We start from the raw sequence: 14,431 nt of genomic DNA, 5'->3' as shown, positions 1-14,431 counted from the left end.
CCCGTGGCCACCCACAACTCGCTCTTCGCCGAGAAAGACGTTCGTCGCACCGACGACGGGCTCGCCGTCTCGGTACAGCTGCCGTGGTACCGCAGCCTCTGGCTGTCGGCGGTCGACGGCGTCGCCGCCACCGTGAACGGCGTCGCGATCCCCACGGAAGACCTCCGGTTCGTCCTCGAGGGTCGCGAGTACCGCGTCGAGGAGCTGCCGGAGCAGTCCGACACCCTGTGGTTCGTCGCCGACCGCCCTGACGTGCGGATCCACCTCGACACGCCGCCCGCGGCGGGCGAGACGATCACCGTCGAGGTGGTGCTGACGATGCGTCTGCTCTACATGCAGATCATGCCGGGCGTCGACGGCGGCCCCGGCCGCTACGTCACGAACCGCGTGCCGGTCGAGCGCGAGCTGGTGCTGGCATGACATCCGCCCGGCCCCTGCGCGTGGCGATGATCGGCTACGGCTTCATGGGGGCGGCGCATTCGGTCGGGTGGCGGCAGGCGCCGCACGTCTTCGATCTGACGCGCCCGGTGGAGATGACCGTCGTCGTCGGTCGGAACGCGGATGCCGTGGCATCCGCCGCCGCGAAGTGGGGCTGGGCGGAATCGGCCACCGACTGGCGCGAGGTGATCGCCCGGGACGACATCGACATCGTCGACATCGTGACTCCGGGCGACTCCCACGCCGAGATCGCGATCGCGGCGCTCGAGGCCGGCAAGCACGTCCTGTGCGAGAAGCCGCTGGCGAACACCGTGGCCGAGGCCGAGGCGATGGCCGAGGCGGCGGAGCGGGCGCGGGCGCGCGGCATCCGGTCGATGGTGGGGTTCACGTACCGGCGGGTCCCGGCGGTGACGCTGCTGCGCGACATGATCGCCGAGGGGGCGGTGGGAGCGGTGCAGCAGGTGCGCGCGGCGTACCGGCAGGACTGGCTCGTCGACCCCGGGATGCCGCTCGCCTGGCGTCTGCAGAAGGAGCATGCCGGGTCGGGGGCGCTCGGTGACATCGGCGCGCACATCATCGACATGACCCGGTTCGTCACGGGGCTCGACATCGACAGCGTCACCGGCACGCTCGAGACGATCGTGAAGCAGCGTCCGCTGCAGGCGGCCGGGTCGGGGCTCTCGGGCTCGGCCGGGGAGGGCGTCGGCGACGTCACGGTCGACGACGCCGCGATCTTCACCGGCCGGCTGTCCAACGGTGCGTTGGCGTCGTTCGAGGCGACGCGGTTCGCCACGGGCCGCAAGAACGCGCTCACGATCGAAGTGTCCGGCGACCGCGGGGCGCTCGCGTTCGACCTGGAAGACCTCAACAGCCTGCGGTTCTACGACCGCACGGCACCCGAGGGACGCCAGGGCTTCACCCAGATCCTCGTGACCGAGGCCGTGCACCCGTACGTCGCCGCGTGGTGGCCGGCCGGTCACCTGCTCGGCTACGAGCACGGCTTCACCCACCAGGTGGTCGACCTGGTTGACGCGATCGACAGCGGGACCGACCCGCACCCCTCGTTCGCCGAGGGACTCCGCGTCCAGCAGGTGCTCGACGCGGTCGAGCGCAGCTCCGCCGCAGCCGCCGCGTGGACGAGCGTGGCATCCCCCGTTCCGGTCTCGTGAAAGGTTTCGTCATGGCACGCCCGATCACCCTGTTCACCGGCCAGTGGGCCGACCTGCCCTTCGAAGAGGTCGCGCGTCTCGCGGGCGAGTGGGGCTACGACGGCCTCGAGATCGCCTGCTGGGGCGACCACATCGACGTCTCGCGCTGGGACGACGCCGACTACGTCCAGTCGCGTCTCGACATCCTCGAGCGCCACGGACTGAAGGTCTGGACCATCGCGAACCACCTCGTCGGCCAGGCCGTGTGCGACGACCCCATCGACGAGCGGCACCACGACATCGTGCCGTCGCGCGTGTGGGGCGACGGGGATGCCGAGGGCGTGCGGCAGCGCGCCGCGGAAGACCTCAAGAACACGGCGCGCTTCGCCGCGAAGCTCGGGGTCTCGACGGTGACCGGCTTCACGGGGTCGAGCATCTGGAAGTACGTCGCCATGTTCCCGCCGGCATCCGAAGCGATGATCGACGCGGGATACCGCGACTTCGCCGACCGGTGGCATCCGATCCTCGACGTGTTCGAAGAGGTCGGGGTGCGTTTCGCGCTCGAGGTGCACCCGTCCGAGATCGCGTACGACTACTGGACCGCGAAGAAGACGCTGGAGGCGATCGGCCACCGGAAGAGCTTCGGCTTCAACTTCGACCCGTCGCACTTCGTCTGGCAGCAGCTGGACTCGGTCGCCTTCGTCCTCGACTACGCCGAGCACATCTTCCATGTGCACTGCAAGGAGTCGGTCACGAACCTCGACGGCCGCAACGGCGTGCTCGGCTCGCACCTCTCGTGGGACAACCCGCGGCGCGGCTGGACGTTCGTCTCCACCGGGCACGGCGCCGTGCCGTGGGAGCCGCTGTTCCGCGCGCTGAACGCGATCGGCTACGACGGTCCGACGAGCGTGGAGTGGGAGGACGCCGGCATGGACCGGCTCGTCGGCGGCCCCGAAGCGCTCGCCTTCGTCCGCAAGCTCGGTGAGATCACCCCGCCCCACCAGTTGTTCGACGCCGCGTTCTCGCGAAAGGACTGAGCCGTGCTGAACGTGCTGATCCTCTCGGGGCACATGACCGTCGAGCACGACAACGCCCACCGCAGCTTCCGCCTGCACAACCAGTGGATCACGACGCTCCTGGAGGACACCGGGCGCTTCCACGTGCGGGTCGTCGAGGACCCGCGCGGGCTGCCGGCGAGCGTCATCGACAAGTACGACGTGCTGATCGTCGTGTTCGAGGGCCGCGACGGTTACCACGACATCGCGACCGGGTTCGGGGCCGAGACGGATGCCGCGATCCTGCGCTTCGTGCACGACGAGGGCAAGGGCATCGTGTGGTTCCACGGCTCCGCCGCCCAGGAGGACCGCTGGGGCTACCCCGAGGAGTACAACGTCATGCGCGGAGCCAAGCTCAGCGCGTGGGAGACGGGGCTGCGCCCCCGCCCGTGGGGCGAAGCCCTGCTGCGGACCGCCGAGCCCCGGCATCCCATCACCGAGGGCATCAACGAGACCTGGACCGTCACCGGTGACGACATCCTCGTCGGTGTGCAGATGTACGAGGGCGCCCAGGTGCTGCTGACGACGTTCGACGACCTCGAGGCGTACGAGAAGGCACCCGTGTGGCCGATGTCGCACTACCCCGTCGACATCCCGCCGGAGGGCATCGCGGCGCTGCCCGGGATCAACACCGACCAGCCGCTCGCATGGATCAACGAGTACGGCGCGGGCCGGTCGTTCACGATCACGATCGGGCACGACATCGACACGTTCCGGCGCATCGAGTTCATCCGGATGTTCCCGCGCGGCGTCGAGTGGGCCGCGACCGGCGAAGTCACGCTCACCGGCCCCGACCGCCGCGGCGACCGCCGCATCAACCCCTGGCCGTACTACAACGGCGAGGGGTGAGGCGCGGGCGGGGCGGGCGGGGCGGGGCGGGCCGGCGTCCGGGCTGCGGCCGTGTCACGCATAAACGCGATTCGCGCCCAGAAACGCGAGCACACCGTGTTTATGCGCGTGGATCGCGTTTATGAGTGAGGGAGAGGCATGATCGGGATCGGCATCCTGGGGGCGGGCGGCATCGCGGAACGCGCGATGGTCGAGCCGTCGCGGACCGTCGACGGTGTCGAGGTCGTGGCCATCGGCGCGCGGGATCCGGAGCGGGCGCGTGCGTTCGCCGACCGGCTCGACCTCCCCGCGTGGGGCGACTACGACGCGGTGCTGTCGGATCCCCGGGTCGATCTCGTCTACCTCGCGTTACCGCCGATCGTCCACGCCGAGTGGGCGACGCGGGCGCTCGAGGCCGGGAAGCACGTGCTGTGCGAGAAGCCCCTGTCGGCGAACGGGACGACCGCCGCGGCCATCGCGGACACGGCGGATGCCAACGGCCGACGCGCGTTCGTCGGCTTCCACTACCGCCTGCATCCGTTCATCGCGGAGCTCCTCGCCACGATCGGGTCGGGGGTCCTCGGCGACGTGCGGCGCGTGGAGGTGGACTTCAGCATCCCGCACTTCGTCGTGAAGCCCGGCAACATCCGCCTCGACGGCGACCTCGCCGGCGGCGCCGTGATGGACGTCGGCTGCTACGCGGTCGATCTGCTCCGGGCGGCGTGGGGTGAGCCCGAGGTCGTCTCGGCGTCGATGCGGACGTACGACGTCGACCCCCGCATCGACCTGCAGACCGACGCCGAACTGCTGTTGCCCGGTGGCATCCCGGCCGCGGTCCGGGCGTCGTTCCTCGGCGACGACGCCGGGGCGATGGAGGTGCGGGTCTTCGGGGTCGCGGCCACGCTGCGTGCGACGAGCGTCATCGTGCCGCAGTGGGGCGCGACCCTCCGCGTGACGACCCCCGACGGCACGGTGCTGCGCGAGGTCGCGGTCGACCCCGCCGAGAACAGCTACGCCCGGCAGCTGGAGCACCTGCGCGACGTGCTGACCACCGGCGCGGACAGCATCCTCGACGCCCGCCGCGCCGTCGGCACGATGCGCGTCGTGGACCAGATCTACCGCGCGGCCAGGTTGCTCCCGCGCTGACGAGCGCGTGAGTCGCCAGGATTTGTCGCTTCTCGGCATGCCGAGGCGACAAATCCTGGCGACTCACGCGAAGGGCGGAACCTCAGCCCAGCAGAGGGCGCAGCACCTTCTGCACGTACCAGCCCGCGACCATCGTGCTCTCGGCCGGGTGAGGGCTCTGGTCGGACTCCACCACGATCCAGCCGCGGTAGCCGTGCTCGGCCAGGGCGCCGACGAAAGCCTCGAAGTCGACCAGCGCGCGCTCGTCGCTCGGCTCGTAGAACCACCGCAGGATCTTGCGCGGGCCGCCCTCGGTGCGGACGAACTGCTCGGCGTGCGGCGTCGACGCCTCGGCGTCGTCGACCGTCTCGCGGGCGTCCTTCAGCTGCACGTGGACGACCCGGTCGGCGTACCGCCGGTACAGCGCGACCGGATCGATCCCCGCGATCGCGTATTCGGCGGTGTCGATCGCGAGACCGACCCTGGTCGGGTCCGTGGCGGCGAGCAGGCGATGGATGCCATCCCCCAGGCGCAGCGCCGAGAGGAAGTCGACGTGCAGACCGAGGGCGATGCCATCCTCGGCAACGGCCGAGCCGACCGTGTTCCACAGGTCGGCGAGCACACCGATCTGCTCGTCGGAGAGGGGCCCCGTCTGCCACGCCGAGGGGGCGGCGCGCACGACCAGCACGCTCCCGCCGAGGCGGCGGACGGCATCCGCGAACCAGCGTGCGGTGCGGGTGATCTCGCCGACCGACGCCGGATCCAGCGGGTCGGGGCCCCGGCCCATCTCGACCTCGAAGCCGACGGAGGGGTCGTACACGTAGCTGCTCACGGCGTCGAGCGCGCACGCGGACAGCACCTCGCGGAACGCCTCGAGCGAGCCGTAGAGGTCGGCGATCTGCTGGGGCGTCCCGAGCGGCTCCCACGCGCCGAAGCTCACGGCGGTGAGCTCGATGCCCGAGAAGCCGCTGATCGACACGGTCTTGAACGCCCGCTCGTGCTCGCGCTTGCGGACGAACGAGTCGATGTTCGTGTCCCATTGGTTGACGGCGTAGGCCCAGCGCACGTCGCTCATCGCGCGACCTCCTCGTTGTAGATGCCGTCCAGCACGTTCTTGGCGTACCAGCGCGAGATCGCGGTGCTCTCGGCGTAGTCGCCGCCGAGCTTGTCGGCCTTGTCGTGTTCGACGCTGATCCAGCCGGTGTAGCCGTTGTCGCGCACCGAGCGCATCATCGCCTCGAGGTCGACGAGCCCCTCAGCGGTGCCCATCTCGTAGAACCATTTCTCGGTCGTCTTCGCCGATACCTCGGCATCCGGGAACATCCGGTAGTCGTCGTTGACGTCCTTGTGGCGGGTGTCCTTGAAGTGGAAACCGGTCACGCGCGCGTGGTGCGTCTCGTACACATCGACCGGGTCGACGTCGGCGATGCAGTGCTGCGCGGTGTCGACGAAGAACTTCACGTAGCGCGGGTCGGCGTAGGAGTAGAAGCGGTCGATCTGGTCGCGCGTGCGGATGCCGGCGTAGAACTCGTGGTGGCAGGTGAGGTTGACGCCGTACTGCTGCGTGAGTTCGCCCACCTTCCCCCAGATGTCGGCCGCGTGCTTCAGCCCGTCGTCGGGCACGCCGGCCTCGTCGAAGTAGCGGGACCCGGGCATCACGATGATGTTGTCGAGCTGGATGCCGGACCACATGTCCAGCGTCCGCTGGAAGTCCTCCAGGATCGTGGCGTGGGTCGCGGGCACCTCGGGGGCGTAGCGGTCGGGGGAGTAGTAGACCCCGTGGAACGTGTTGACGATCCGTTCGAGGCCCTGCTCCTGCACGAACTCCTGGTAGTTGGCGACGGACCCGTACTGCTCGAAGATCTGCCAGATCCGGAAGTCGAACGTGTCGATCGCGTCAAATCCGACGGCGGCGACCTGCTGGAGGAATCGCTTCATCGCCAGCTTCGACTGCCACTGGTCGTAGGGTCCGGCGGGTCCTTGGGCCCGCCAGTGGTCCATGTAGCTCCACTTGATGGGGCGGTCGGTCATGGGTGCTCCTTGTTCTGATGCGCGAGCGCCTGAGGTGCCAATATGTGTCGCTGCGAGCGGGCTCCGGGCGACACATTCTGGCGACTCACGCGTGAGGGGATGGACGGTCGGAGAGGAGAGCGGCGGCCCGTGCGAGGTGACGCGAGGTCATCTCCCACGGGTCGTCGTCGAGCCACTCCTGGCCGCCCCACTCGCTGCAGAGCGTGCCGGTGTAGCCCGTCGCGGCGAGGGCGGCGCCCACGTCGCGAAGGGGGTCGGAAAGTCGGTGGTCGGCGTCGTCGAGGTCCCAGAACTTCAGGTGCACTCCGCCGATGAGGGGCAGAACGGATGCCACGTCCGAGACGTCCGAGCGCCCGAACCGCACGAGCAGGTTCATGTACAGCGTGTGCACCGGTCCCGGCACTCGGCCCGACCGCAGGTGGTCGACGACCGCGCCGTGGGTTCCGGGCTCGCGCCAGTGGTCCCGGAGCAGCGTCACGAGCGCCGGGTCGACGCCACCGCGGGACAGCGCTTCAAGGTACGTCACGGGGAGCGCCGGCATGAGCATGCTGATGTCGAGCAGCAGGCGCACGTGGGGGCTGTCGATCTCGGCGATCCGCGCGTAGGCCTCGGGCGACGCGGCCGGCGTCTGGTGCCCCTGCGCCTCCTCGTACAGCACGAGGTCGAGTTCCTCCAGCAGGGGCAGCGCGCGCTTGAGCACCGCGCCCGCCTGGCCGATCGGGAGGCGCACGCCCTGCGCGCCGAGCGCCGCGGAGGTGCGCAGCTGCGGCTCGAGGAAGGCGAGGCGCTCGTCGTCGGTGCGGCGGCGGTGACCGTCCCACTCGTCGATGCTCACGCCGACGATGCTCACTCGCCCGCCTACCGCGTCGAGGCGATCGCGCAGGTCGTGCGCCTCGGCGAGCGTGGCCGCCGGGTAGCCGCGCCACAGTTGCCCGAGCTCCACCTCGATCGCGGACGCGAGCCCCCGTTCGACCAGGGCGACCGCGAGATCCGGGGCCGTGCGTTCGGCGCGCACGACCTCGGGCGTGAGGTTGAACGCGCTCGCCGACAGCGTCCAGCCCGCCGGCAGCCCGCTCATACGCGGCTCCCGACGTCTCGCGAGACACCCGTCGTCGGCGTCTCGGTGTCCAGCTCGCGGGTGAAGAAGAAGGGCAGACGGAGGGGGCCGTCGGGCCCGCCGTCGAGGTACGGCACCTCCAGCCGGAACGACACCGACACCTCGTGGATGCCAGGGCTCGCGGCATCCGTCACGCGGAGGGCGACGCGGTCCTGCACGTGCCACCACAGCGGCTCGGCCGAGAGGTCGGCGGGGTCGACGCGGCGGTCGCCGAGCTCCACGGTCGCGCGGGCGGATCGCCCGTCGATGCGCACCTCGGGGTCGACGAGACCGGCGAGGGGCAGGGAGCGGATCCAGGGAAGGGAGAGGCGGAGGACGTACCCGTCGGGGAGGGTGTGCAGCGCATCGTCGCGCAGCGCGGTCAGGATCATAGGTCCCGAATCTACCGACTAATGTCGCAAATAGGAAGAAGTGTCAGGCGGGGATCGCCGCGCCGCGGATCGCCGCGAGCGTCGGGCGACCCTCGGCGAACCATCGCGGGAACACCGCCTCGAACAGCTGCTCTCGTGCGAGGTCCACCCCGCCGCGCAACGGCTCGCGGGCGTCGTTGACGCTGGTCACGATCGACAGGTCCCGCGTGGCGAGCGGCAGGGAGAGCTCGTAGACCCGGTGGCGCACCTCGGCGAGGAACAGCTCGCCCGCGGCCGCCACGGCTCCGCCGATGACGATGACGCTCGGATTGAACATGTTCACGAGAGCGGCGACCGCTTCGCCGATCTGCCGCGCGGAGGCCTGGATGAGCGAGATCGCGAGCGCGTCGCCCCGCTCGGCGGCCTTCGAGATGTCTTCGGGGGCGAGTTCGGTGCCCGAGGCGAGGATGTCCGCGATCGCACCCGTGCCCCCGGCCGCGACAGCCTCGCGCGCGTCGCGCACGAGGGCCCAGCCGCCGGCGACGGCTTCGAGGCATCCGATCTTCCCGCACCGGCACTGCTGCTCCGCCCCCGGAACCCGGACGTGGCCCATGTCACCGGCGGCGCCGTTAGCGCCGCGGTGCAGGCGCCCGTGCGACACGAGCCCCGCGCCGATGCCGGTGCCGACCTTGCAGTAGATGAGGTCGGGGTTGTCCTCGCGCCGACGCGCGCGCTCCCCGGCGGCGAGGATGTTCACGTCGTTGTCGACCCAGACCGGCGCCGAGTAGCGCTCCTCGAAGCGCGAGCGGACGTCGAAGTTGTTCCACCCGGGCATGATCGGCGGGGCGACCGGCCGGCCGGTCTCGAAGTCGACCGGGCCCGGGAGGCCCACGACCACGGCCCAGACCGCGGGGTTCCCGTCGCTCTCGAGGAGTTCGTCGACCATCGACGTCGCGACTGCGAGGGTCTCGTCGGGGCCGCTGGCGATGTCCCACACCCGGTGCGCCTCGGCGCGGATCTCGCCGTCGAGGTCGGTGACGCCCACGTGGATGTGCAGTCCGCCGAGCGCGCACACGACGATCCGTCCGCGCTCGGAGCGGAAGCGCAGCGTGCGCGGAGCCCGCCCGCCCGAGGAGGGGGCGTACTCGGCGTCCTCGAGGAAGCCCATCTCGACGGCGCGATCGACCCGCTGCGTCACGACGCCGCGGCCGAGTCCCGTGACGCGACCGATCTCGGGACGCGTCACCGCCTCGCCGAGTCGGACCATGTTGACGATCCGCAGCAGGCTCGTGACCTCGTCGGTCTGTGCGCCGAAGCGGAGCGTGGAGACGTTGGCCATGCTCGATCTTCACACAAGGGCGGCCTCCCGCTCCCGGTTTCGCGTCATCTATGGTTCATTAGTCTCGAACTTCGGTGCTATTCGTACTGAAGTGGCCGCGAAGGAGCGACATGACCTGGGGAGTGGGCATCATCGGGGCCGGTCCCGGGGTGGCGGCATTGCACGCGCCGACGCTGGCGCGGACCGCGGGCGACTTCCGCCTCGTGCACGTCAGCGACGGCGGCAGCGAGCGCGCCGCCGTGATCGCCGAGCGCTTCGGCGCACGCTCCTCGACCGGCGTGGAAGCGCTGCTGGCCGACGCCGAGGTCGAGGTCGTCGCCGTGTGCAGCCCGCCCGAGCAGCACGCCGCGCACGTGCGCGCGAGCCTTGCCGCGGGGCGCCGCGCCATCTTCTGCGAGAAGCCGCTCGCGACGACCCTCGAAGACGCGGAGCGGATCGTCGCCGAGTGCGCCGACGCCGGCGCCCTCCTGGTGGTGGGCACGAATCACCTGTTCGACCCGGCGTGGTCGCGGGCCACTCACCACCTGCACGCCACGCGCGATCGCGTGCGGTCGGTGTCGGTGACGCTGTCGCTCGCGCCCAACGGGAGGTATCACGAGCTCGTCACGGGCGCGCCCCTTCCCGCGGCACCGGGGCCCGCTCGCCCGCCCATCGACCCCGACGACCGCGAGCTGAGCGCGCGGATCGTCCGGCAGCTGGTCGTCGGGCTGGCCGTGCACGATCTGCCGCTCGTGCGCGATCTCGTCCCGGATGCCACCGAGGTCGTGTGGGCGCGACCGGTCGCTCCGATCGGGTTCGACCTCGCCCTCCGTTCGCCCGATGCGATCGTGCGTTTCACCGCGGTGATGGGGCCCGACGGGGCGGACTCGCTGTGGCGGGTGAACGTCGCGACCGACGGCGCGCGCATCGACGTCGAGTTCCCGCCCCCGTTCGTGCACGCGGGCAGCGCCCGCACCACGGTCCGCGACGGGCGCGGCATCCAGACCGCGTATCCGATCGACCGGCGCGACGGGTACGACGCGGAGTGGCGCGCGCTCGCGGCCCTGCTGCGGGGCGAGACGGCGATGGAGTACGACGAGCTGCGCGCGGATGCCGCGTTCGTCATCGCCGTGGCCGACGGCGCCGCCGCGGCCGTGCGGGCGGGGGTGGCCGCGTGAGCGCGATGGCGGTGGGGACCGACCTGGCCGCCTACCGGTCGGCCGTGGCCGAACTCGCGCCCCTCGTGCGGCTCGCGGATGCCGATGAGGCCGGCGTCCTGCGGGTCGTCGACGGTCGCGGCGCGTGGTGGGACCGTGTGGAGCGGCTCACCGACGCCCTCGGGGTGGTGGTGGACGAACCGCAGCCCGCGCCGGCCGCCGCCCACGAGCGGCTTCGGGTGCTGGGTGTGCCCGTGGTGGTGGCCCGGCGCCGGCTGCGGGCCGATGTCGTCGCGACGGTCGCCCCGGTGCCCGCGGCGCATGTCGTGGTCGATGCGTGGGGAGCGCCGTCCGAAGCGGCGGTGGTGCTGAGGGACGCCGTCGGCTGGGCGCGCGTGCTCGCCGGCGGGCCGCTCGAGGTCGTCGCGCACGCCGCGACGCCGACGGCCGACGTCCTCGCCCTCGCCCGCGGGCGGATCGGGGTCAGCGTGACCCGGGCGCTCGGTGGCGCGGGGGTGGGCGACGCGCTGACGGCGATCGCGCTCGGACCGCGGCGCGTGGAGGTGCGGACCGACTCTGCGGCGGCGACGATCCACGTCGAGATCGACGACCTCGAGGGCCGGCGCATCGCGGCTCCGAGACGCGAGGCGGCCGAGCGCGTGGCTCTCCGGAGGCTCCGGGATGCCGTCGCCACCGACGTGCGGCCCGGTGACCTCGACGAGCTGGCCCACGACGACGGCATCCTCGGGGTGGAATAAACCGGGTCGATACTCGGCATCCACAGGATCGGCTTCCCTGATATCGACTTCGGTCGGATAGTGGAAGAAGAGTCGGAACGGCCCGATTCACCGAAAGGATCGAAGATGATCAAGCTTCTCTCGCACCTGTCCTTCGTTGCGATCACGACGCCCGATGTCGATGCCTCGGTGGACTTCTACGTCAACCAGGTGGGTCTGACCGAAGTCGCGCGCGAGGACGACCGCGTCTACCTGCGCTGCTGGGGCGACTACTACTCCTACTCCGTCGTGGTGGTCCGCGGCGCGGAGCCCGCGCTCGAGACCATGGCCTGGCGCACCTCGTCGGCCGAGGCCCTCGAAGAGGCGGCCAGGCGCGTCGAGGCGACCGGCATCCAGGGCGAGTGGTTCGACGGCCGCGGCATCGGCCGCGCCTACCGCTTCACCGGCCCGTTCGGCCACAACATGACGCTGCACTGGGACGTCGAGCGTCACCGTGCCGAGCCCCACACCGCGTCGATCTTCCCCGACCGTCCCGAGAAGCGCAGTTCGGTCGCGGGCGCTCCCCGCCAGCTCGACCACGTCACCGTCGCGACCTCTGACGTCGACGCGTTCGTGCAGTGGTACGTCGACACCCTCGGCTTCCGCTTCATGGCGCGCACCGTCCTCGACGAGGCGCCCATCTCGGTGTTCTCGGTGCTGACCACGAACGAGAAGTCGCACGACCTCGGCGTCGTCCTCGACGGCTCGACCCGCGCCGGCCGCATCAACCACTACGCCTTCTGGGTCGACACCCGCGAAGAGCTGCTCATCGCCGCCGACACCCTCATGGAGAACGGCATCCCGATCGAGTACGGCCCCAACATCCACGGCATCGGCGAGCAGACGTTCCTCTACTACCGCGAGCCCTCGACGCTGCGCATCGAGCTCAACACCGGCGGCTACCGCAACTACGTCCCCGACTGGGAGGCGAACACCTGGAAGCCGTCGCAGGGCTCGAACAACCTGTACCGCAACGGCGCCATGCCCATGTCGATGACCGAGTCGTTCCCGCCCGCCGACGGCCCCAGCGCCACCGAAGAGGGCGTGCCCGACGAGATCAAGGACGCCCTGCTGAACCCCTACGCCGTCCAGGGCCGGGGCTGAACGTCGATCCCGGTCGGGGAGAGTGAGCACCACCATGACCACCGCACCTTTCGCCCTCGCGCGCTTCCGTGACGGGGATGCCGTGCACGTCGGCCTCGTCGCCGGCGACCGCATCCGCGCGCTCGCCGACGACGAGCTCGGCGGTGGCCTGAACGCGTTCCTCGCCGACCCCGACTGGGATCGCCTCGAAGCTCTCGCTGCGGCGCCGGGGGAGTGGCATCCGCTGTCGGATGTCACCCTCACCGCGCCCGTCGAGCCGCGGCAGGTGCTGCAGACCGGCGCCAACTACCGCCAGCACGTGATCGAGCTGGTGGCGGCGGGCCTGACGCAGAACACCGACCGCACGCCGGAGGAGGCCCGCGCCTTCGCGGCCGACATGATGGACGAGCGCGCCCGCACCGGCGAGCCCTACTTCTTCATCGGGCTCACGGCGTGCGTCGTCGGCGACGACGTGCCGCTCGTGCTGCCGGCCTCCAGCGACGTGCACGACTGGGAGCTGGAGCTCGCCGTCGTCATCGGGCGCGAGGCGTTCCGCGTCTCGCGCGACGAGGCGCTCGACCACGTCGCCGGCTACACGATCGTCAACGACATCACCACGCGCGACCTCGTCTTCCGCAAGGACATGAAGGAGATCGGCACCGACTGGTACCGGGCGAAGAACGCGCCCGGGTTCCTGCCGACGGGTCCGCTCCTCGTGCCCGCCCGGTTCGTCGACCCCGCCGACACCCCGGTGCGGCTCGAGCTCAACGGACAGGTCATGCAGGATGCCTCGACCTCCGACCTCCTGTTCGACGTCCCCGCGCTGGTGTCCGCGGCGTCCCAGACCCACCCGCTGCTCCCCGGCGACCTGCTGCTCACCGGCAGTCCCGCCGGAAACGGTCAGCACTGGAAGAGGTTCCTCCGCGACGGCGACGTCATGACGGGGACCATCGGCGCGCTCGGCACGCAGGTCGTGCGGTGCGTCGCGGAGGAGAACGCGTGAGCGCGCCGTCGGAGGATCCGGCCGACCTCGACCGGCAGAACCCCGAGGCGGAGATCGCCGCGCGCGCCGAGGCCCACCGGAATTGGGGGCGGTGGGGCGAGGACGACGTGCTCGGCACGCTCAACTTCATCGACGCCGCGAAGCGTCGCGAGGCCGCCGCGCTCGTGCGCGAGGGGCGCTCCATCTCGCTCTCGCAGCGCTTCGACACCGACGGACCGCAGAAGGGCTGGCGCCGCCGGACCAACCCCGTGCACACGATGACCGACACGGGAACGGATGCCGAGCGCGGCAACCAGGGCTTCCCGCACGGCATCGGCGGCGCCGACGACGTCATCGCGATGCCCCTGCAGTGCTCGACCCAGTGGGACGGCCTCGGGCACATCTTCGACCACGGGTTCGCGTGGAACGGGCGCCGGGCGGGCGACGTCGTCACGAGCGACGGCGACCTCGTCACCGGCATCGAGCACGCGGCCGACGTCATCGTGTCGCGCGGCGTGCTGCTCGACGTCGGCCGGCACCTCGCGCCCGAGAGCGGTGAGCTCGCCGACGGGTACGCCATCACGGCCGCCGACCTCGACGCGTGCGCGGCCGCCGAGGGCGTCACCGTCGGTCGCGGCGACATCGTGCTCGTGCGCACCGGGCAGTTCGCCCGCGTCACGCGCGAGGGGTGGGGCGACTACGCCGGCGGCCCCGCGCCGGGGCTGTCGCTCACGACCGCCGGGTGGCTGCACCGCACCGAGATCGCCGCCATCGCCACCGACACCTGGGGGTTCGAGGTGCGGCCGAACGAGTTCGACGTGCCCGCCTTCCAGCCCCTCCACCAGGTCGTGATCCCCAATCTCGGGCTCACGATCGGCGAGATGTGGAACCTCGACGCGCTCGCCGAGGCGTGCGCGTCGGCGGGGCGCTGGGAGTTCCTGCTCTCCGCGCCGCCGCTCCCCATCACCGGCGCCGTCGGGTCGCCGGTGAATCCCGTGGCCCTGCTGTAAACCTGATCCCCGT

The 14,431-nt window shown here is 71.2% G+C and carries 15 protein-coding genes; 10 read left to right on the top strand and 5 right to left on the bottom strand.

Translation table 11 applies throughout. From position 1 onward, the window contains the following. Positions 1-3 precede the first annotated feature (3 nt). From QM517_RS10215 to QM517_RS10195, 5 genes are all read left to right on the top strand, one after another. Complete coding sequence (locus QM517_RS10215; RefSeq protein ID WP_077051210.1) at positions 4-420, top strand: C-glycoside deglycosidase beta subunit domain-containing protein; 417 nt, start codon at positions 4-6, stop codon at positions 418-420. Next, positions 417-1,607 (top strand): Gfo/Idh/MocA family protein, encoded by a 1,191-nt coding sequence (locus QM517_RS10210; protein ID WP_283287165.1) that lies wholly within the window; start codon positions 417-419, stop codon positions 1,605-1,607. The genes QM517_RS10215 and QM517_RS10210 overlap by 4 nt, the downstream gene beginning before the upstream one ends. An 11-nt stretch (positions 1,608-1,618) precedes the next feature. After that, positions 1,619-2,623 carry a sugar phosphate isomerase/epimerase family protein gene (locus tag QM517_RS10205; protein ID WP_077051411.1) on the top strand — a complete coding sequence of 335 codons (1,005 nt, stop codon included), beginning with the start codon at positions 1,619-1,621 and terminating at the stop codon, positions 2,621-2,623. A 3-nt stretch (positions 2,624-2,626) separates the two neighbouring features. Further along, complete coding sequence (locus QM517_RS10200) at positions 2,627-3,490, top strand: ThuA domain-containing protein (protein WP_283287161.1); 864 nt, start codon at positions 2,627-2,629, stop codon at positions 3,488-3,490. 138 nt (positions 3,491-3,628) lie between these two features. Further along, entirely contained in the window at positions 3,629-4,615 is a 987-nt protein-coding gene (locus tag QM517_RS10195) for a Gfo/Idh/MocA family protein (RefSeq protein WP_283287160.1), read from the top strand. Positions 4,616-4,697: 82 nt separating this feature from the next. On the opposite strand, the gene QM517_RS10190 is transcribed toward QM517_RS10195, so the two are convergent. The 5 genes from QM517_RS10190 to QM517_RS10170 all read right to left on the bottom strand — a co-directional run bounded on the left by QM517_RS10190 (position 4,698) and on the right by QM517_RS10170 (position 9,431). Then, positions 4,698-5,669: a sugar phosphate isomerase/epimerase family protein gene (locus tag QM517_RS10190; protein WP_283287158.1), complete on the bottom strand. Its 972-nt coding sequence runs from the start codon at positions 5,667-5,669 to the stop codon at positions 4,698-4,700. After that, positions 5,666-6,625, bottom strand: coding sequence for a sugar phosphate isomerase/epimerase family protein (locus tag QM517_RS10185; RefSeq protein ID WP_283287156.1), 960 nt, complete (start codon positions 6,623-6,625; stop codon positions 5,666-5,668). The genes QM517_RS10190 and QM517_RS10185 overlap by 4 nt, the downstream gene beginning before the upstream one ends. Before the next feature lie 85 nt (positions 6,626-6,710). Further along, on the bottom strand, positions 6,711-7,703 hold the full coding sequence (locus QM517_RS10180; RefSeq protein ID WP_283287154.1) for a hypothetical protein: 993 nt from the start codon (positions 7,701-7,703) through the stop codon (positions 6,711-6,713). Further along, entirely contained in the window at positions 7,700-8,113 is a 414-nt protein-coding gene (locus QM517_RS10175; protein ID WP_283287152.1) for a hypothetical protein, read from the bottom strand. Before QM517_RS10175 ends, QM517_RS10180 begins: the two co-directional genes overlap by 4 nt. Before the next feature lie 43 nt (positions 8,114-8,156). Beyond that, complete coding sequence (locus QM517_RS10170) at positions 8,157-9,431, bottom strand: ROK family protein (protein WP_283287151.1); 1,275 nt, start codon at positions 9,429-9,431, stop codon at positions 8,157-8,159. Positions 9,432-9,541: 110 nt separating this feature from the next. Here QM517_RS10170 and QM517_RS10165 point away from each other — a divergent pair, with 110 nt between their 5' ends. The 5 genes from QM517_RS10165 to QM517_RS10145 all read left to right on the top strand — a co-directional run bounded on the left by QM517_RS10165 (position 9,542) and on the right by QM517_RS10145 (position 14,418). Continuing rightward, positions 9,542-10,588 (top strand): Gfo/Idh/MocA family protein, encoded by a 1,047-nt coding sequence (locus tag QM517_RS10165; RefSeq protein WP_283287149.1) that lies wholly within the window; start codon positions 9,542-9,544, stop codon positions 10,586-10,588. Next, positions 10,585-11,325: a hypothetical protein gene (locus QM517_RS10160; protein WP_283287147.1), complete on the top strand. Its 741-nt coding sequence runs from the start codon at positions 10,585-10,587 to the stop codon at positions 11,323-11,325. The genes QM517_RS10165 and QM517_RS10160 overlap by 4 nt, the downstream gene beginning before the upstream one ends. Positions 11,326-11,430: 105 nt before the next feature. Then, positions 11,431-12,447, top strand: coding sequence for a VOC family protein (locus QM517_RS10155; RefSeq protein WP_283287144.1), 1,017 nt, complete (start codon positions 11,431-11,433; stop codon positions 12,445-12,447). Positions 12,448-12,481: 34 nt separating this feature from the next. Further along, the gene (locus QM517_RS10150; RefSeq protein ID WP_283287143.1) at positions 12,482-13,429 is read left to right on the top strand and encodes a fumarylacetoacetate hydrolase family protein; all 948 of its coding nucleotides are present in this window, start codon (positions 12,482-12,484) and stop codon (positions 13,427-13,429) included. Beyond that, positions 13,426-14,418, top strand: coding sequence for a cyclase family protein (locus QM517_RS10145; protein ID WP_283287141.1), 993 nt, complete (start codon positions 13,426-13,428; stop codon positions 14,416-14,418). Before QM517_RS10150 ends, QM517_RS10145 begins: the two co-directional genes overlap by 4 nt. Positions 14,419-14,431: the final 13 nt, after the last annotated feature.

It is taken from the genome of Microbacterium sp. IEGM 1404, from assembly GCF_030056775.1.
Classification (GTDB): Bacteria; Actinomycetota; Actinomycetes; order Actinomycetales; family Microbacteriaceae; genus Microbacterium.
Note: the sequence above shows the minus strand (reverse complement) of the source record. Positions and strands in the feature narration are given on the sequence as shown.

What these genes read in the sequence shown, in the direction of transcription:
- QM517_RS10210 (WP_283287165.1), top strand. Translation starts at nt 417, where the DNA reads ATGACATCCGCCCGGCCCCTGCGCGTGGCGATGATCGGCTACGGCTTC.
- QM517_RS10205 (WP_077051411.1), top strand. Translation starts at nt 1,619, where the DNA reads ATGGCACGCCCGATCACCCTGTTCACCGGCCAGTGGGCCGACCTGCCC.
- QM517_RS10195 (WP_283287160.1), top strand. Translation starts at nt 3,629, where the DNA reads ATGATCGGGATCGGCATCCTGGGGGCGGGCGGCATCGCGGAACGCGCG.
- QM517_RS10190 (WP_283287158.1), bottom strand. Translation starts at nt 5,669, where the DNA reads ATGAGCGACGTGCGCTGGGCCTACGCCGTCAACCAATGGGACACGAAC.
- QM517_RS10185 (WP_283287156.1), bottom strand. Translation starts at nt 6,625, where the DNA reads ATGACCGACCGCCCCATCAAGTGGAGCTACATGGACCACTGGCGGGCC.
- QM517_RS10180 (WP_283287154.1), bottom strand. Translation starts at nt 7,703, where the DNA reads ATGAGCGGGCTGCCGGCGGGCTGGACGCTGTCGGCGAGCGCGTTCAAC.
- QM517_RS10175 (WP_283287152.1), bottom strand. Translation starts at nt 8,113, where the DNA reads ATGATCCTGACCGCGCTGCGCGACGATGCGCTGCACACCCTCCCCGAC.
- QM517_RS10170 (WP_283287151.1), bottom strand. Translation starts at nt 9,431, where the DNA reads ATGGCCAACGTCTCCACGCTCCGCTTCGGCGCACAGACCGACGAGGTC.
- QM517_RS10165 (WP_283287149.1), top strand. Translation starts at nt 9,542, where the DNA reads ATGACCTGGGGAGTGGGCATCATCGGGGCCGGTCCCGGGGTGGCGGCA.
- QM517_RS10155 (WP_283287144.1), top strand. Translation starts at nt 11,431, where the DNA reads ATGATCAAGCTTCTCTCGCACCTGTCCTTCGTTGCGATCACGACGCCC.
- QM517_RS10150 (WP_283287143.1), top strand. Translation starts at nt 12,482, where the DNA reads ATGACCACCGCACCTTTCGCCCTCGCGCGCTTCCGTGACGGGGATGCC.